The 17,848-nt window shown below is 74.0% G+C and carries 10 protein-coding genes; all 10 read left to right on the forward strand.

From position 1 onward, the window contains the following. The first annotated feature begins 15 nt into the window (after nt 1-15). Nucleotides 16-990 carry a MoxR family ATPase gene (locus tag C1N80_RS08085; RefSeq protein WP_168198064.1) on the forward strand — a complete coding sequence of 325 codons (975 nt, stop codon included), beginning with the start codon at nt 16-18 and terminating at the stop codon, nt 988-990. Then, the gene (locus C1N80_RS08090) at nt 987-2,360 is read left to right on the forward strand and encodes a DUF58 domain-containing protein (RefSeq protein ID WP_137770298.1); all 1,374 of its coding nucleotides are present in this window, start codon (nt 987-989) and stop codon (nt 2,358-2,360) included. The genes C1N80_RS08085 and C1N80_RS08090 overlap by 4 nt, the downstream gene beginning before the upstream one ends. Beyond that, nucleotides 2,357-5,008: a transglutaminase-like domain-containing protein gene (locus tag C1N80_RS08095; RefSeq protein WP_137770299.1), complete on the forward strand. Its 2,652-nt coding sequence runs from the start codon at nt 2,357-2,359 to the stop codon at nt 5,006-5,008. Before C1N80_RS08090 ends, C1N80_RS08095 begins: the two co-directional genes overlap by 4 nt. Continuing rightward, entirely contained in the window at nt 5,005-6,942 is a 1,938-nt protein-coding gene (locus C1N80_RS08100) for an RDD family protein (RefSeq protein WP_137770300.1), read from the forward strand. Before C1N80_RS08095 ends, C1N80_RS08100 begins: the two co-directional genes overlap by 4 nt. Next, the gene (locus tag C1N80_RS08105; RefSeq protein WP_137770301.1) at nt 6,939-7,817 is read left to right on the forward strand and encodes a PP2C family serine/threonine-protein phosphatase; all 879 of its coding nucleotides are present in this window, start codon (nt 6,939-6,941) and stop codon (nt 7,815-7,817) included. The genes C1N80_RS08100 and C1N80_RS08105 overlap by 4 nt, the downstream gene beginning before the upstream one ends. After that, complete coding sequence (locus tag C1N80_RS08110; protein WP_137770302.1) at nt 7,814-10,414, forward strand: FHA domain-containing protein; 2,601 nt, start codon at nt 7,814-7,816, stop codon at nt 10,412-10,414. Before C1N80_RS08105 ends, C1N80_RS08110 begins: the two co-directional genes overlap by 4 nt. Further along, the gene (locus tag C1N80_RS08115; RefSeq protein WP_240811059.1) at nt 10,414-12,045 is read left to right on the forward strand and encodes a serine/threonine-protein kinase; all 1,632 of its coding nucleotides are present in this window, start codon (nt 10,414-10,416) and stop codon (nt 12,043-12,045) included. The genes C1N80_RS08110 and C1N80_RS08115 overlap by 1 nt, the downstream gene beginning before the upstream one ends. A gap of 67 nt (nt 12,046-12,112) precedes the next feature. Beyond that, on the forward strand, nt 12,113-12,823 hold the full coding sequence (locus tag C1N80_RS08120) for a hypothetical protein (RefSeq protein WP_137770304.1): 711 nt from the start codon (nt 12,113-12,115) through the stop codon (nt 12,821-12,823). Between the two features lie 76 nt (nt 12,824-12,899). Further along, a complete protein-coding gene (locus C1N80_RS08125; RefSeq protein ID WP_137770305.1) occupies nt 12,900-17,366 on the forward strand; it encodes an FtsK/SpoIIIE domain-containing protein in 4,467 nt (1,488 codons plus the stop codon). 193 nt (nt 17,367-17,559) lie between these two features. Next, the gene (locus C1N80_RS08130; RefSeq protein ID WP_137770306.1) at nt 17,560-17,826 is read left to right on the forward strand and encodes a WXG100 family type VII secretion target; all 267 of its coding nucleotides are present in this window, start codon (nt 17,560-17,562) and stop codon (nt 17,824-17,826) included. Nucleotides 17,827-17,848 lie beyond the last annotated feature (22 nt).

The following is a 17,848-nucleotide window of genomic DNA, read 5'->3' on the forward strand; positions in this document are numbered from 1 at the left end:
CGAGGTGCTGACCCCATGAGCATGACCCCCGAACAGGCCCGCTGGTTCTCCGACACCTTCGACAAGCTCGTGCAGAGCGTCGGCCAGGCGGTGATCGGGAAGAACGAGGTGGTGCGCCTCGTGCTCACCGCGATGATGGCGCCCGGCCACGTGCTGCTCGAGGACGCGCCCGGCACCGGCAAGACCTCGCTCGCCCGTTCCATCGCGGCGACCGTGCAGGGCTCGAGCGCGCGCATCCAGTTCACCCCGGACCTCCTGCCCTCGGACGTCACCGGCGTGACGATCTACGACCAGACGAGCAAGCAGTTCGAGTTCCACCGCGGCCCCGTCTTCGCGAACGTCGTCCTCGCCGACGAGATCAACCGCGCGTCCCCGAAGACCCAGTCCGCGATGCTCGAGGTCATGGAGGAGGGGCGGGTGACCGTGGATGGCGTCACCCATGAGGTGGGCAGCCCCTTCATGGTCATCGCGACCCAGAACCCGATCGAGCAGGCGGGCACCTATCGCCTGCCCGAGGCGCAGCTGGACCGCTTCCTCATGAAGACCTCCCTCGGCTACCCCGACCACGCCTCGAGCGTCCAGATCCTCCAGGGCGCCTCGGTGCGCGACCGCAGCGCCCAGCTCGCCCCACGGATCTCCCTGCAGGCCGTGAACGACATGACCCAGCTCGCCTCGACCGTCCACGTGGACCCGGCGGTCCTCGAGTACGTCTCCCGCCTCATGGAGGAGACCCGTCTCGCACCCGAGGTGCGGGTCGGCGTCTCCATCCGCGGCGCGCTCGCGCTCATGCGCGCCGTGAAGGTATGGGCCGCGGTCAACGGCCGCCACTACGTCATCCCCGACGACGTCAAGCACCTCGTCGAGCAAGTCTGGCTGCACCGTTTCGTGCTCGACCCCGAGGCGGAGTTCGCGGGCACCACTGCGAAGACGGTCATGACGAAGATCCTCAGCGAGGTGGCGCCTCCGCAGGCGCGTCAGCAGACCGCATGAACGTCGACACCTCGCTGCCCCAGGACACGGCCGACGCGAAGGCCGCCCGCCGGGAGTCCCGCCGACGCCGACGGAGCTCCGGGCCCACGGACCCCCGCGGCGGCGCGCCCGCCCCGCAGGGCGCCGTCCAGGGCGACGGCGAGAACCCGGAGGCGGAGCCCACCGGCGCCGCGAGGATCCGCTCTCGCCTCGCCCGCCTCTGGCGGAGGCGGATCCGACCGGTGCTCGGCGTCGTCTCGCCGATCGGTTGGGCGGTGCTCGGCGTCGCCGTCGCGGCCTGGACGGCGGGCCTCCTGCTCCACGTCACCGAGCTGAACGTGCTCGCCCTCGTGCTCACCGTCCCGCTCGTGATCGCGGCGGCCTTCGTGCTGGGGCGCGCGAACTACCGGGTGACCCTCGACCTCCAGAGCCACCGGGTGGTGGTGGGGACGCGCGCCGTCGGCCGCGTCGAGGTCGCCAACCCCACCCAGCGGCTCATCCTCCCCTCGCGGATCGAGCTCGCCGTCGGCGCCGCCACCGCCCAGTTCCTCGTCCCGCGCCTCGCCCCCGAGCAGACGCACGAGGAGCTCTTCGCCGTCCCCACCCGCCGACGCGCCGTGCTCGTCGTCGGCCCCGTCCGCTCCGTGCGCGACGACCCGCTGTCCCTCATGCGCCGCCAGGTGACGTGGGCCCGCTCCCAGGAGCTGTACGTGCACCCGCGCACCGTGCGCCTCGACGAGGCGGCGAGCGGCTTCCTCCGCGACCTCGAGGGCACCCCGTCCTCGGACCTCTCGAGCTCCGACATCGCCTTCCACGCCCTGCGCGACTACGTGCCCGGGGACGACCGCCGCCACGTGCACTGGCGCACGACGGCGCGCACCGGGAAGCTCATGGTGCGGCAGTTCGAGGAGACCCGGCGCTCCCACGTCGTCGTCGCGCTCGACGACCTCCGCGACCACTACAGCGGCGAGGACGAGTTCGAGCTCGCCGTCTCCGCCGCCGCCTCGATCTCCGCCCAGACCTTCCGGGAGGAGAAGGAGCTGACCGCCTTCACCGTCACCGCGAACCAGCGCACCGCCGCGTACCGCCCGCTCATGGACGACTACACCGAGCTCGAGCTGCGCGCCGGCCGCCAGGGGCTCCACGAGCTCGGGCAGAAGGCCGCCGACCTCGCCCCGAACGCCTCCGCCGTCATGCTCGTCGTCGGTGCCCACGCCACCGCCCGGGAGCTGAACGCGGCGGCCACCCAGCTGCCGCTCGGCGTGCTCGCCGTCGCGATCCGCTGCGTGGACGGCGCCGAGGTGCGCCGCTCCGCGATCGGCGGCCTCGACGTGGTGACCCTCGGCGCCCTCGACGACCTCCCCAAGGCCCTCCGGGCGGTGGGCCGATGAGCGCCGCCGCCCGCGCCCGTGCGCCGCGCTCCCGCAGCCTCTTCTCCGAGGTGCCGATGCGCCGTCACGTCATCGACCTCGCGGTCCTGCTCGTCCTGTTCGTGTTCGCCCTGGTCGGATTCCAGCCCGTCTACGGGGGAGCGCAGTACCTGGTCACCGGTGTGCTCGGGATCCTGCTCGGCATGCTCATCGCCGTGATCGGCGCGCAGTGGCGCTGTGGCCCGCTGCGGATCACCGCCCTGCTGATCGGGGTCTACCTCCTGCTCGGCGCCATGGTCGCGGCGCCCACCCACGCGCTCTGGGGCGTGGTCCCCACCCCGGCCGCGCTGCTCGAGCTGCTCAGGGCGCCGGTGGCGACCTGGAAGTCCGTGCTCACCGTCGCCCCGCCGGTGGGCACCGCGCAGGGCGTGCTCGGCGTCGTCTGGATCAGCACCCTGCTGCTGAGCCTGCTGGGCTCCACGATCGTGCTGCGCACGCGCGCCGTCGTCGCCGCCTGGCTGTTCCCGATCGCCCTGCTCGCGGTGACGATCGTCTTCGGGACGACCGAGGCCTTCGCGCCCGTGATCCGGGCCGTCCCCTTCGCGATCCTCTCCGTCGCGTGGCTGACCTGGCGCTTCGAGAGCGATCGCCTCGCCGGGGCCCGCTCGACGATCATCTCCGACTCCACCGGCACGGTGAGCCCCGGATCCTGGCGCAACCCCGTGCTGCGCCGCCGTGTGGTGGGCGGCGCGGTGATCCTCGCGCTCGCCGGCGGCGTCGCGATCGGCGCGCAATCCCTCCTGGACCCGCCGGAGGGTGCGGGCCGCACCGCGCTGCGCGACGAGATCACCCCGCCCTTCGACCCCCGCGAGTACGTCTCCCCGCTCGCGGAGTTCCGGGGCTACTACAAGTCCCAGCGCGATACCGAGCTGTTCTCCGCGACCGGGCTGGCGGGCGGGGAGTACGTGCGGCTGGCCTCCCTGGACCGGTACGACGCCCAGGTCTACAACGTCGCGAGCTCGACCTCCAAGAACAGCGCCTCGGGCGCGTTCGTGCGCACCGCGAGCGGCGTGGACCTCCACGAGGGGACGAGCGCCCAGGCGACGAGCACCGTCACGATCGGCGCCTACACGGGGGTCTGGATGCCGACCGTCGGCAGCCGCACGGATCGCATCGACCTCGGTGACCTCACCCCGAGCCGTGAGGGGGACGTGGCCGAGAACCTGTTCCTCAACGAGCGCAGCGGCACGGCCGTCAACGCCTCGGGCATGGTCACGGGGGACACCTACACGCTCTCCTACGAGCCGTACACGCCGCCCACCGCGGAGGATCGACGCAGCGCCACGTTCGCCGACGTCGAGCTGCCCGAGAACCCGGAGCTCGATCCCCGGATCAGGGAGCTCGCCGAGGACTGGGCGGGGACCTCGGCCTCCGACTACGAGCGCTTCGCGAACCTCTCCCGCCAGATCAAGGCGGATGCCTTCTACTCCCACGGCGTGGACGACGACGACGCCGCCTCGCCCTCGGGCCATGGCGTCATGCGCCTCCAGGACATGCTCGAGGACCCCTCCTTCGAGGAGGGGAAGGCCGACGCGCGTCCCAAGGGCCCCATCGGTGACGAGGAGCAGTTCGCGGCGCTCACCGCCGTCATGGCCCGCGAGATCGGGATCCCGGCGCGGGTCGTCATGGGCTTCCAGGTCCCCGAGGACGCCTCGGGCACCGTCTCGATCACGGGCGAGGACGTCACCGCCTGGGTCGAGGTGGACTTCGAGAAGCTGGGCTGGGTGCGCTTCGATCCCGCCCCCGAGGAGGACGAGGACCCCACCCAGCCCCAGCCCAAGGAGGTGGACAAGCCGCTGCCGCAGGTCGCCCAGCCCCCGCCGCCCCCGGCCGAGCCGCCGAGCCCGCCGCCCGGCGCGATGAGCGACGACGCGGACGACGAGGAGGACGAGCAGGACGAGACCCTCTCCTGGGGCGTCTACGTGCTCCTCGGCGTCTCTCCGTTCCTCCTGATCGGGCTCGTGCTCACGTCGATCGTGGTCGCCAAGGTGGTGCGCCGCCGTCGGCGGAGGAACCGGGACTCGCTGCCGGCACGGGTCGACGGCGGGTGGCAGGAGATCCTCGACCAGGTCACGGATCTCGGCACGCGCCCGGACCCGCGGATGACGCGGCAGGAGATCGCCGCGACCCTCGACGCCGCGGCGATCCCCGCAGGGGCGCCAGGTGCGGCAGGCCCCGGGGGCACGGGGACCGGGGTCGGTGCGAGGGCGCTCGCGGCGACCGCGGACCGCGTGGTCTTCGGACCGGACGACGTCCCCGCCGCCGCAGTGGACGCCTACTGGGACGACGTCCAGGGGACCCGGCGCGCGCTCGTCGCGGCGGCCCCGCGGCGTCGCCGCCTCCGTGCGCTGTTCTCGCTGCGCTCGTTCCGGCGCGGCCCGCGGGAGTCGGCTCTCGAGCGCCGCTCCGAGCGGGCCCGGGTCCGTGCCCGTGCCGCCGCGGACCGCCGTGGGGCCGAGCTCCGACGCCGCCGGGCCGCCCCCGGCTCCCGCCCCGCCACCGGGGGCGGCGCGCTGACACCCCAGAACCTGCTCCCGGCGGTGCGAGGATTCCTCTCCCGCCGCGCCGGGCGGATCCCGAGAGCGCCGAGGAAGGGCGATCGACGATGAACCAGACCCGATACTGCAGCACCTGCGGCGCGCTGCTCTCGGAGGGGGCGGCCGTGTGCGGCGAGTGCGGCGCCCGCTATCAGGCCTCCCCGTACGAGCGCCGCGCCACGGACGCACCCGATGCCTGGTCGCCGTCGCCGCGCGCCCGTTCCCGTGACCTCGGTCAGGAGGAGTCCGGCCCCGCGGAGGAGGAGGGAATCCAGATCCTCTCCCGCGAGGACCTCGCTCCGCGTGAGGCCGGGGCCACGACGATGCGGGGTGCGGACCAGTACGATCGGCGGATGGTCACACAGCCCGGAACGCAGCCCGGCGGGGACCCCGGCGCCTCGCCCGTCTACGGTTCCCCCGCTCCCGCTCCCGCACCCGTCTCCGCGACCCCGGGGGAGGGCGGCCCCGCCGCTCTCGAGCCCCCGCTGGACGGCTGCGTGTCCGCACCCGCCGCCAAGCGCCTGCTCGCCGCGATCGTCGACGGCGTGATCCACGGCGTCGTCCTCGTGCCGCTGATCATCGGCATCGTCCTGATCGCGACCCAGGAGTCGCCCGGCACCCTCGCCGCGGTGCTCACCGGGATCGGCGTCGCCCTGCCCGTCGCCTATGCCGTGGTGATCATCTGGCTGCACGGAGCGAAGGGCTTCACCCCCGGCAAGCTCGCCCTCGGCCTGCGCACGGCGCGGGTCTCGGAGGGCGGCCGCCTCGGCTTCCTGCGCTCCCTGGGCCGCGCGCTCCTGTACCGCCTGTTCCCGCTGCTCTTCGCGCTGTCGATCTTCCTGGACCCGCGCGGCACCCTGCGCGGCTTCCACGACCGCGTGGTGGACTCGGTCGTGGTCGACGTGAAGGCGGGCCGCGACCCCCTGCGTCCCCGTGCCGACGACTTCGAGCGCCGCAGCGACGAGGAGTACCTCGGGGCGCCCTCCGTCGCCGTCGACGCCCATGACAACCTCCTCGCCGCGCCCGGTGCCGCATGGTCGGGCGGCGTCCCGTCGGCGCCGTCCGCGCAGCCCGCCGGGGCGCCGGGGGCCGCCGACGCCCTGTGGTCGCCGCCGTCGGCCCCTGCGGCTCCCGCGCCCGAGGCGGCCCCGTCGAGCGGTCCCTCGGCCGCGCCCGCGGAGCAGTGGGGCCCTCCTGCTCCCGCGGCCTCGGCACCTGTGGATCAGCCGCCCGTGAGCTCCGCACCCTCCGGCGCCGGTCACGAGTCCTGGGCTCCGTCCGCGCCTTCGGCCCCCGCGCAGGCGGAGCAACCGGCTCCCGCCTGGGGTCCGCCGCCCTCGACGGAGCAGCCCGTCCCGCCGGCCGAGCCCGCACAGCCCGCCTCGCCGGTCCAGCCGGCTCAGCCGGCCCAGTTCTTCCCGTCCGCTCCGCCGGCACAGCCCGCCGCCGGGTACGCGCCCCCGCCCCAGGAGTCCTTCGCCCCGGCGCCGGTCCCGGAGCAGTCCGGCGACATCACGGGCGACGCCTGGGCCGCGCAGCCCGCGGTCGACGGCCCTGCCGAGGCGGAGACCGCCGTCGGCGCCGACGAGGTCGACGAGCAGACCCGCATGACCTCCCCGGTCGGCGAGGACCTGGGTGACCTCGAGGCGACCCGCATCTCCGCCGTCTCCCTGCCGCCCGTGCACCGTGCCCTGCTCACCGTCGACGACGGCACCGAGCACCGGCTCGACCGCACGACGGTCCTGGGCCGCAACCCGAGCGCCGAGGAGGGCGAGGCGGGCGTGGTGCTGCCGGACCCCACGCGCTCGATCTCCAAGACCCACCTGCGGGTGGAGCCGACGGCGGAGGGCGTCACCGTCACGGACCTCGGCTCGACCAACGGCTCCGCGATCCTCCTCCAGGACGGCACGCGCGAGGCGCTGGTCCCGCACACCGCCACCGAGGTCCCCGCGGGGGCGCGCGTGGGCATCGGCGACCGCTGGCTCACCGTGGAGAGGGAGCAGTGATCGACCGCTCCCTCTCGGACCCGGACGCGCAGGGCACCATCCGCGTGGTCTCCTCGGCGACCACGCACGTGGGGCACGTGCGCGCCACGAACGAGGACAGCATGCTCGCCCACCCGCCGATCTTCCTGGTCGCCGACGGCATGGGCGGGCACAACGCCGGCGAGGTCGCGAGCGCGATCACCGTCGAGGAGTTCGAGCGCCTCACGCTGCAGGAGAACGTGAGCGTCGAGCAGCTCGGCGACGCGCTGACCTCCGCCGGGGACCGCATCGCTGCCCTCACCGGCGAGGCGCAGCAGGGTGCCGGGACCACCGTCGCCCTCGTCGCGTCGATGGTCCTGGACGGCGTGGGCTACTGGGTGGTGCTGAACCTCGGCGACTCCCGTGTGTACCGCCTCTCGGGAGAGATCTTCGAGCAGGTCAGCGTGGACCACTCCGTGGTCCAGGAGCTCATGGACCGCGGTGACCTCACTCCGGCAGAGGCGGAGGTCCATCCGTACCGGCACATGGTCACGCGCGCCCTGGGCGCCGGCCCGGACTCCGAGCCCGACTACTGGCTGATCCCGGCGGAGGTCGGCGATCGCATGCTCATCTGCTCCGACGGCCTGACCAACGAGGTCGAGGACGCGTCGATCGAGCGCGCGCTGCGCAGCCCGCGGGACGTGCGGACGATCGGCGAGGACCTCGTCCGGCTCGCGCTGGACGCCGGCGGCCGCGACAACGTGAGCGTCGTGATCGTCGAGGCCGTGGAGATCCTGGGCCTGTCGCTGCCCCCGGAGTCCACGGCGGACCTCCCCGGGGAGGACACCGACGAGCACGAGATCGACGAGGACACGCTGCCCCGCGGTCTCGAGCGCGAGGCCGGCGAGGGACGATGAGCGGAACCGGGGGCGAGGGAGCGGCGAGCACGGGCACCGGGGACGGCCCCGCGCCGCTGCTCGGGGCCGGGATCTGGGTGCAGAACGGGCCGGCGACGCTCGTCGTGCGCGAGCGCGGCTGGATCGTCCTCGTGCCAGGCACCCGCAAGGAGGTCATCGAGGCCGCGTGGAGCGTCCTCGGCGAGGACGCGGTCGACGGCGACACCCTGCTGCCCCGGACCGCGGAGCTCGCGGGCCTCGAGGGGCCGGAGAAGATCCCGGCGATCCTCTTCGCCCTCGTCAGCGGGAGCTCGGCGCAGCTGGGCGTGAAGGGACGGACCCTGCTCTCGCTCCACGACGCCGACGGCGCACGGCAGCTCGAGGGCGCCGACGGCGAGCTGCGCAGCGCGAGCGCCGAGGGCCTCGAGCGGATCGCCTTCGGCGACCTCCCTCCCGAGGATCCGACGGGAGTCCTGCGGATCGGGACCGGGGTCATGCGCACCAAGGGCTTCGTGCACATGCTCGTGGACCCGGCCGCGCTCCCGGACGAGCGTCGGGCCCGTCTTGCCGCGCAGGTCGAGAAGGACGGTCGTTCGATCGAGTCCGAGGAGTCGAAGGCGAAGCGGGCCGCGGCCCCGGCGCCTGCTCGGCCCGCGGCGTCCTCGAGCTCCTCGACCCCCGTGAGGAAGCCCGCCGCGGCCACCCGCAAGCCGGGGGAGATGCCTCCCTCGATCGCCGGACGCGGCGGCTCCTCCTCTCGGTCCTCGCGGACCGAGCCCGAGGCGCCGCGCGGCCCCAGCGTGTTCGACGGGCTGTTCGGCGGTGACGCGCCGGCTCCCGCCGCGGCGACCCCGGCCGCAGCCCCGGACCCCGTGGCCCCGGCAGCCGAGAGGTGGGTGTCCGAGCCCACCCCGGCAGCGGCGCCCGCGCCCGCGCCCGAGACCCTGGCGGTCGGGACCCCTGTCCCCGAGACCCCGGTGGCGGAGAGCGCCGAGGCCGAGGCCCCCACCCCCGCCGTGGAGTCGGCGCCGGCCGCCGCCCCGACACCCTCTCCGGCACTCGCAGCCTCGCCCGTCCCCACGCCGGCCCCGACGCAGGACGTGCCCTCGTCGCCGTCGGCGGAGCAGCAGCCCGTCCCGCAGCGGTCGACCGTGCAGGGCCAGGCCGAGCAGCCCGCGCCCCGGCGCCGACTCGTGAGCACCTCGCTCTTCGACCGTCGTCGTCCCGCGGCCACGCCGGCTCCGGCGCCGGCCACCGCGTCGTCGCCGGTCGCGCCGGAGGACCCCGGGGCGACCCGGATCGAGCCGGCGGATGACCGTATCGACGTCCCGGACGAGCAGACCCAGGTGCCGGTCACGGAGACCGCTCCCGCGGAGCCGGGGCCCGTGACCCCGGGACCTGCGGCGACGCCCGCCTCTGCATCGACGCCCGCACCCGCGGCGACGCCGGCATCCGCGGTGACGCCCGCGGCTGCGGCGACCCCCGCTCCGGCCCCGGCTCGATCGCAGCCGGCCCATCGCGCCGCCTCACCGGTCCCCGAGCACTCCGGGGCGCGCGCCGGCTCCCGTCGGGAGCTCCCGCCGGATCTCGACACCTCCCTCACCTACGACGACCTCTTCGGGAAGACCGTCTTCCGCACGATCGAGGACGCCGCGGTCCGTCGCCGCGAGGAGGACGAGGAGCACGCGGACGAGGTGGACGCACCGGAGCGCCCCGGCGCCGACGTCCCCGATGCGGGACGAGCGGACGCCGCGTCACCGGGGAGCGTCCCGTCGGCGCAGCCTGCCCCGTCGCCGAGCCTCGCCGCCCCCAGCCCGGCGCCCGCTCCCGAGCACACGGGCTCGGACTTCATCGACTGGGTGCCCGGGGTGGGACGCACGGCGCCGGAGATCGCGCAGACCGCGGCGCAGCGCGCGGCGACCCCGCCCGTCGCCGCCCCCGCCTATCCGCAGGTCCACATGCCCGAGCCGTCGGCTCCCGCGGGCGCGCCGGGATCGCCGGTCGCCCCGCCGCAGCAGCGACCCACCGCCCCGCCGCGGCGACCCACGGCCCCGCCGGCGTCGGCGAACCCTGCGGCACCCGCCCCCGGCCACCAGGCCGGACCGACCGTGGCCCCGGCGTCGGGCCCGTCGAGCTCCCGGCCCGACGCGGTCACCCACGAGGTGACCCTCCCCGGGCTCGTCTGCCCCCGCGGCCATGCCAATGCCCCCGAGCGCGCGGTCTGCGCCGTGTGCCGGCTCCCGCTCCAGGGCCCGGTGCGGCCCGTCGCCCGTCCCGCTCTGGGGCAGGTCATGATCTCGACCGGCGGCGGGTTCGTCCTGGACCGCAGCGCGATCATCGGCCGGCGCCCCCGCGCCTCCCGCGTGAGCGTCGCCGACATGCCCCAGCTGATCACCGTCCCGAGCCCCCAGCAGGACGTCTCCCGCTCCCATCTCGAGCTGCGGCTCGAGGGGTGGCACGTCCTGGCCACGGACCTCGGCACCACCAACGGCACGACCCTGCACCGACCCGGCGCGGACCCGGTGCGCCTGCGCCCCCGCGAGGGCGTCGGGCTGGGTCACGAGGACGTCCTCGACCTCGGGGACGGCGTGCTGCTGCGCTACCTGGGGGTGCGGTGATGGCGCGCCCGCCCCAGGCACCGCCGGAGCTCGCCGGCTACTCCTACGAGACCGTGCTGGGCTCGGGCGGCTTCGCCGACGTCTTCCTCTACCGCCAGCAGCGCCCGCAGCGACGCGTCGCGATCAAGGTGCTGCTGTCGACCGTGCTCGACGAGAGCGTCGCCCGCCAGTTCGAGGGCGAGGCCAACGTCATGGCCTCCCTCTCCACGCACCCCTCGATCGTCGCGATCTACGCCGCCGAGGTCTCCGCCGACCACCGGCCCTACATCGTCATGGAGTACTGCTCGCGCCCCAACTACGGCGTGCGCTTCCGGCGCGAGCGGATCACCGTCACGGAGGCCCTGCGGGTGGGGGTGCAGATCGCCGGCGCGGTGGAGACCGCGCACCGCGCGGGGATCCTGCACCGCGACATCAAGCCTGCGAACATCCTCGTCACCGACTACAACCGGCCGGCGCTGACGGACTTCGGCATCTCCATCGCGACGACCGGCGGCCAGGACATCGAGGACAGCCAGGGCCTGTCGATCCCGTGGTCGCCGCCCGAGTTCTTCACCGACCCGCCGCGGGCGGACGTCCGCAGCGACGTGTTCTCCCTCGCCGCGACGATCTACTCCCTGCTCGCCTCCGCGACGCCGTTCGAGCGTCGCGGTCAGCGCAACTCCGCCACCGATCTCATCCAGCGGATCAGCACGGAGCCCCTGCTGCCGCTGGACCGGCCCGACGTCCCGCCCGAGCTGGGGCGCGTGCTCGCCGTCGCCATGGCGAAGGATCCTCAGGCCCGCTACCCGAGCGCCCTCGACCTGGGCCGCGCGCTCCAGCAGGTCGAGCTGGGGCTCTCCCTGCCGGTCACGCAGATGGACGTGCTCGACGAGCGGGGACCCGCCCCCGAGGAGCAGGGCCAGGACGACGAGCTCGAGGCGCACACACGCATCCGGCGCGTCTCGACCGTGGACCCCGAGGAGTCCTCCCGTCGCCTCGACCGCTTCGCCGGGGTCGCGCCGGCGCTGTCCGGCCCCCGTCACGGCTCGCCCGGCTCGGGCGCGTCGGCGCACTCCGCGGCCTCCGCCGCGGAGCCGGGAGGGGAGTCCACCGTCCTGCGACCGGCCGGCGCGGCCCCCCTCGGCGCGACCCCGCTCGCGGCGACCGCCGCCGGCGGCGCGGCACCCGAGCGGACCACCCGGACCTGGCCCTGGATCGTGCTCGCCGCGGTGCTCGTCGTCCTCCTCGGCGTCGGCACCACGATCGGCGTGCGCGCCCTGGTCGTCGAGCCGGAGCCGGTCACCGCGACCTCGCCGGTCAACGTGCCCACGGGCGGGGCGGAGCCCCCGGGCGAGCCCGTCGACCCGAAGGTCGTCGTCATCACCGAGGAGTCGGAGGGCGTCACCGGGCGGGCCAAGGTCACCTGGGGCGTCCCCGAGGGCTACACGGAGGACGACTTCTTCCGCGTCCGGTGGAAGGACATGCCGGACAACTACGAGAAGTTCGGCGAGTGGACTGAGCAGCACGGGCGCAGCTCCGAGGTGCGCGACATGCCGCCGAACCTGAAGGATCGCTGCCTCGAGGTGCAGACCGTCTCCCCGGACGGGCAGTCGAGCGGGATCGTCGAGGCCTGCCTCGAGGACGACGGATGACCGGCACGAGCAGGATGACCGACGACAGCAGCCCCCGACGGGGGCACGAGCACGAGGAGGGACGCCGATGACGTCCTCGATCTCCGTGGAGTTCTGCGGCGAATGGTTCACGGTCGCCGACGGCGAGGAGCTGACGATCGGCCGCGACGCGGATCTCAGCGTCGACGACGACAACCCCTTCCTGCACCGGCGCTTCCTGTCGATCGTGCAGGTGGACACGCTGTGGTGGCTCGTCAACATCGGCTCACGGCTCTCCGCCACGATCACCGACCCCGGCGGCGCGATGCAGGCCTGGCTCGCCCCGGGCGCCCGCATCCCGCTCGTCTTCGACGAGACCAAGGTCGTGTTCACCGCGGGACCGACCACCTACGACCTCTCCATCCACACCGAGTCGCCCTCCTTCGAGCGGATCGCCGGCCCGGACGACCCGGTGGGGGAGACGACGGTGGGCGCCGTGCAGCTCACGGCGAGCCAGAAGCTGCTCATCCTCGCGCTCTCCGAGCAGATGCTCGCCCGTGAGGGCAGCGGCATGAGCACCGTCCCCACCTCTGCGCAGGCCGCGGAGCGGCTCGGATGGCAGCTCACCAAGTTCAACCGCAAGCTCGACAACGTGTGCGACAAGCTCGACCGGATGGGCGTGCGCGGTCTGCGCGGCGGCCCCGGGAAGCTCGCGAGCAACCGGCGGGCCCGTCTCGTCGAGCACGCCGTCATGTCGCGGCTCGTGACGGTGGAGGACCTGCCGCTGCTCGACCAGGCGCAGCAGCCCGACGAGGACTGATCGACCGGGCGGCCGGCACCGCCGGTCGCCGACGACGGCGGGTCTGAGCCCGCCCCAGGGGAGGACCCGCACCACCATGCGCATCAAGCTGACGCTGCGCCGTCCCGAGGACCGGCTCACCGACCTCGAGGTGACCGCCGACGCGACCGCCTCGGTCGCCGACGTCGCCAACGCGCTGTACCTCGCCGATCCCCTCCGCGACGAGGTCGAGCCGCCCGATGGGCTGACCCTCCAGGTCCAGGACCCGGGCGCGGGCCCCGGCGCGAGCGGCGTGCGCTCCCTGGACCGCGGCGCGGACCTCATCCAGGCGGGCCTGCGCTCCGGGAGCGTCGTCTCCATCGCCCGCTCCTCGGAGGACTTCGAGACCCGGGCGGAGTCACGCGGCGCGGCCGTCGCCCTGCTGCGGGTCCTCTCCGGGCCGGAGGCGGGACGCGAGTTCCCGCTGCCCAGCGGCTCGAGCGTCGTGGGACGCGAGGGCGACCTCGACATCCGCATCGCCGATCCGATGCTCTCCAAACGGCACGCGCGGATCAACGTCTCCGACACGATCGAGGTCGTGGACCTGCACTCCTCCAACGGTGTGGTGATCGGCGGCGAGCAGGTCCAGCGCGCCGTCATCGGCCCCGCGGACACCGTCCTCATCGGCGGGACGACCTTCTCCGTGATCACCCTGCACCGACTGGGCGGCGCCGCCCCGAGCAGCCCCGTCGTCGAGTTCAACCGCTCCCCGCGGGTGGTGCCGCGCTTCCCCTACCGCCCGCTCAAGGCGCCCACCCCGCCCAAGGAGCCCGCGCCGCAGTACTTCCCGATCTTCATGATGTTCGCGCCGGTGTTCATGGGCGCGTTCATGTTCTCCCTGACCCGCAGCCCCTTCTCGCTCATGTTCGTGGTGATGATGCCGCTCATGGCCACCGCGGGCTACCTCAACCGCAAGTGGCAGCAGAAGAAGCAGCTCGAGCGGCAGATCGAGAACTTCGAGGAGGGGCTCGCCTCGCTCAAGCGCCGCGTCACCGCCGCCCAGGACCTCGAGCGTGCGGTGCGGCTGGTGGAGACCCCCTCCGCCGCGGACACCGTCGACGCGGCGTTCCGCCTGGGCCGCCTGCTGTGGACCCACCGCACCGAGCACAACGCCTTCGGCACGGTGCGCCTGGGCCTCGGCGTCGCCGAGTCGCGGGTGGGCATCGAGATGCCGGGGGAGAACGACGCGATCCCGAAGTACTACGACATGCTCGACGACATGCACGAGAAGTACCGCCTGATCGCGGGCGTGCCGATCGTCGGGGACCTCCGCTCCGCCGGGAGCATCGGCGTCGCCGGCGGCGGCCAGGAGGCGGACGGCGTGGCCCGCGGGCTCGTCACCCAGCTGTTCGCCCTGCACTCCCCGGCGGATCTCGCGATCGCCGCGATCACCTCGCGCACCAGCCGCGACCGCTGGCAGTGGTTGAAGTGGCTCCCGCACACCTCGAGCCCCCACTCCCCGCTGCCCGGCGACCACCTCGCGGACAGCCCCGGCCGCGGCACCGCCCTGCTCTCCCGCATCGAGGAGCTCATCGAGCAGCGGGGCCAGGGCGCCCCGGCCCAGCTGCGCACCCCGCTCACGCCGGACGTGACGAAGGAGCCGCGGATCCCGCCGGAGCCGGTCGCCCCGCTGCTGCTCGTGGTCATCGAGGACGACGCGCCCGTCGACCGCGCCCGCCTCGTGCGCCTCGCGGAGAAGGGGCCCGACGTCGGCGTGCACGTGCTGTGGTCCGCCGCGAACGTCGCCGCGCTACCCGCGGCGTGCCGCACCTACGTCTCGGTCGACGAGGCCGTGGAGGGCGCGAGCGCGGGCCACGTGCGGCTCGGGGAGCGGTACTACCCCGTGACCGTCGAGACCGTCGCGGTCGACGTCGCCGCCGGGGTGGCCCGCCACCTCTCGCCCGTGGTCGACGCGGGCGTGCCGGTGGACGACGACTCCGACCTCCCGCGCGCGATCTCCTACCTCAAGCTCGGCGGCATGGCGCTCGCCGAGGACCCCGGCCACATCATCGAGCGGTGGAAGGAGAACAACTCCCTCACCCCGCGGGACGGCTCCGAGCCGGTGCGCCGCAAGCACGACGCGAACCTGCGCGGGCTGATCGGGCACAACGGCCAGGACGCCTTCCACCTGGACCTGCGCACCAACGGCCCGCACGCCCTCGTGGGCGGCACCACCGGCGCCGGCAAGTCCGAGTTCCTGCAGGCGTGGGTGATGGGCATGGCCACCGCCCACAGCCCGGACCGCGTGACCTTCCTCTTCGTGGACTACAAGGGCGGAGCGGCCTTCGCGGACTGCATCACGCTGCCCCATGCGGTGGGCCTGGTCACCGATCTCTCCCCGCACCTCGTGCGGCGCGCGCTCACCTCCCTGCGGGCCGAGCTGCACCATCGCGAGCACCTGCTGAACCGCAAGAAGGCGAAGGACCTCGTCTCGCTCGAGCGCACCGGCGACCCCGAGACCCCGCCGAGCCTCATCATCATCGTCGACGAGTTCGCGGCGCTGGCCAAGGAGATCCCCGAGTTCGTGGACGGCGTGGTCGACGTCGCCGCGCGCGGCCGCTCCCTGGGGCTCCACCTGATCCTCGCCACCCAGCGGCCGGCCGGTGTCATCAAGGACAACCTGCGCGCGAACACGAACCTCCGGATCGCCCTGCGCATGGCCGACGAGGCGGATTCCCAGGACATCCTGGGCGACAAGATGGCCGCCCACTTCGATCCGGGGATCCCGGGCCGCGCCGCCGCCAAGACCGGTCCGGGCCGCATCGCGACCTTCCAGACCGGCTACGCGGGAGGCTGGACGACGGAGGAGCCCGAGCGGGCCCGCATCGACATCGTCGAGCGGGACTTCGGCACGGGGGAGGCCTGGGACATCCCGGCCCCGCCCGTGAAGGAGGTCAAGGACCCGGGTCCCAACGACATCAGCCGCATGGTGCACACGATCATCGGCGCCGCGGAGCAGGCCTGCGTTCCGGCCCCGCGCAAGCCGTGGCTCTCCGAGCTCGCGGACGCCTACGACCTCTCCCGCCTGCCCACCCGGCGCAGCGACGAGGAGCTGCTGCTGGGCGTCATGGACGTCCCTGAGCAGCAGGCGCAGCCCACGATCTCCTACTTCCCCGACCGTGACGGCAACATGGCCATCTACGGCACGGGCGGCTCCGGCAAGTCCACGACCCTGCGCACCCTCGCGATCTCCGCCGCCTCGACGGTGCGCGGCGGTCCCGTGCACGTGTACGGCCTGGACTTCGGCGCCTCGGGCCTGTCGATGCTCGAGGAGCTCCCGCACGTGGGCTCGATCGTCCCCGGGGACGACGAGGAGCGGGTCATCCGCCTGCTGCGCACCCTGCGCGGGCTGGTCGACGAGCGCGCCCGCGACTTCGCGCGCTTCCGCGCCGGCTCGATCTCCGAGTACCGCGCACTCGCCGGGAAGCCGGAGGAGCCGCGCATCCTGCTGCTCGTGGACGGCATGGCCGCGTTCCGCGAGGCCTACGACTACTCGAACCTCACCAAATGGTTCACGACCTTCGTGCAGATCGCGACCGACGGGCGCCAGGTGGGCGTGCACGTGATCGTCACCGGCGACCGCCCCAACGCGATCCCCACCTCGCTGGGCTCCTCGATCCAGCGCCGCCTCATCCACCGCATGACCGGGGTGGACGACTATGCGGGCTTCGGCGAGCCGAAGGACGTGCTCGACGGCTCCTCGCCACCCGGCCGCGCGATCCTCGAGGGGCACGAGGTGCAGGTCGCCGTCCACGGCGGCGATGCGAACGTCGCGATCCAGTCCCGCGAGGTCACGAAGCTCGCGCGGGCCATGCGCCGGGCCGGCGTGCCGGAGGCCCCCGCCGTGGAGCGCCTGCCGGAGCGGGTCGAGCTGTCCTCGCTGCGTCCGGTCGTCGGCGGTCGCCCCGTGCTGGGTGTGGGCGACGAGACCCTCGCCGAGGTCACCTTCGAGCCGCGCGGCGCGTTCATGGTCACGGGCCCGATGGGTTCGGGTCGCACCACCGCGATGCTCACGATCGCCACCGGCCTCAAGGCGCTCGAGCAGCCGATGCGGCTCGTGCGCTTCTCCGCACGACGGACTCCGCTCACGGGGCTCGACGTCTGGGACGTGGAGGCCTCGGACCCGGAGACGGTCAAGGAGCTCGCCGCGCAGCTGCGCGGCACCGTGGAGTCCGGATCCGTGGGGGAGGGGCGGCTGGCCCTCTTCATCGACGGCGTCACCGACTTCACCGGGACGGGCGTCGAGAACGACCTCGACAAGCTGATCCGCGCCTCCACCCGCGAGGCCCAGTTCGTGGTGGGCGAGAACGAGTCCGCCTCGTGGTCGCAGGCCTACGTGCTCGCCCAGCCCTTCAAGTCCGGTCGCCGCGGCCTGCTGCTGCAGCCGGGGGAGATGGAGGGCGACTCGCTGCTGGGGACGAGCCTGGGCAGGATCCGGCGCGCGGACTTCCCGACGGGCCGAGGGTTCCTCGTCGCCGGCGGCCGTGCGACCAAGCTGCAGGTCGCCCAGCGCACGATCGACTGATCCGGTCCCACGTCGGCGCTCCCGCCGCGCTGGGGAGGACCGGTCGTCCACATGGGGACTCCTCCCCATCGTCGGATCCGGGAGGTCGACCTACAGTGAGGACGTCGACCAGGACGCAGGTGCCGGAGCCCCGAGCAGGGACGCGGGCGCCGGTCCGATCAGCCGAGCACACCGAGTGAGGGGAGAGGGTCCCGTGAACGCCACGCAGGGCATGAACGTGGAAGAGGTCCGCCGGATGGCGAACCAGCTGCGCGATGCGGCGGAGGAGATCACCCGCATCGAGCAGGAGCTGACCTCCGGGCTGGAGGAGGTCGACTGGACGGGTCCGGATGCGGACCGCTTCCGCGGCGAATGGTCCGGGGAGATGGTCCCCGCGCTGCAGCAGGTCAGGAAGGCCGTCGAGGAGCTGGGGCAGACGGCCGACTCCAACGCCGCCGAGCAGGAGGCCACCTCCTCCTGATCGAAGGGACGCGGTGACCCCT

Origin of the sequence: Brachybacterium sp. SGAir0954 (assembly GCF_005490785.1) — a bacterium.
GTDB lineage: Bacteria > Actinomycetota > Actinomycetes > Actinomycetales > Dermabacteraceae > Brachybacterium > Brachybacterium rhamnosum.

Excerpts from the sequence above, each read along its gene's own strand:
- C1N80_RS08110 (WP_137770302.1), top strand. The coding sequence starts at position 7,814 with ATGAGCGGAACCGGGGGCGAGGGAGCGGCGAGCACGGGCACCGGGGAC.
- C1N80_RS08125 (WP_137770305.1), top strand. The coding sequence starts at position 12,900 with ATGCGCATCAAGCTGACGCTGCGCCGTCCCGAGGACCGGCTCACCGAC.
- C1N80_RS08120 (WP_137770304.1), top strand. The coding sequence starts at position 12,113 with ATGACGTCCTCGATCTCCGTGGAGTTCTGCGGCGAATGGTTCACGGTC.
- C1N80_RS08115 (WP_240811059.1), top strand. The coding sequence starts at position 10,414 with ATGGCGCGCCCGCCCCAGGCACCGCCGGAGCTCGCCGGCTACTCCTAC.
- C1N80_RS08085 (WP_168198064.1), top strand. The coding sequence starts at position 16 with ATGAGCATGACCCCCGAACAGGCCCGCTGGTTCTCCGACACCTTCGAC.
- C1N80_RS08090 (WP_137770298.1), top strand. The coding sequence starts at position 987 with ATGAACGTCGACACCTCGCTGCCCCAGGACACGGCCGACGCGAAGGCC.
- C1N80_RS08095 (WP_137770299.1), top strand. The coding sequence starts at position 2,357 with ATGAGCGCCGCCGCCCGCGCCCGTGCGCCGCGCTCCCGCAGCCTCTTC.
- C1N80_RS08100 (WP_137770300.1), top strand. The coding sequence starts at position 5,005 with ATGAACCAGACCCGATACTGCAGCACCTGCGGCGCGCTGCTCTCGGAG.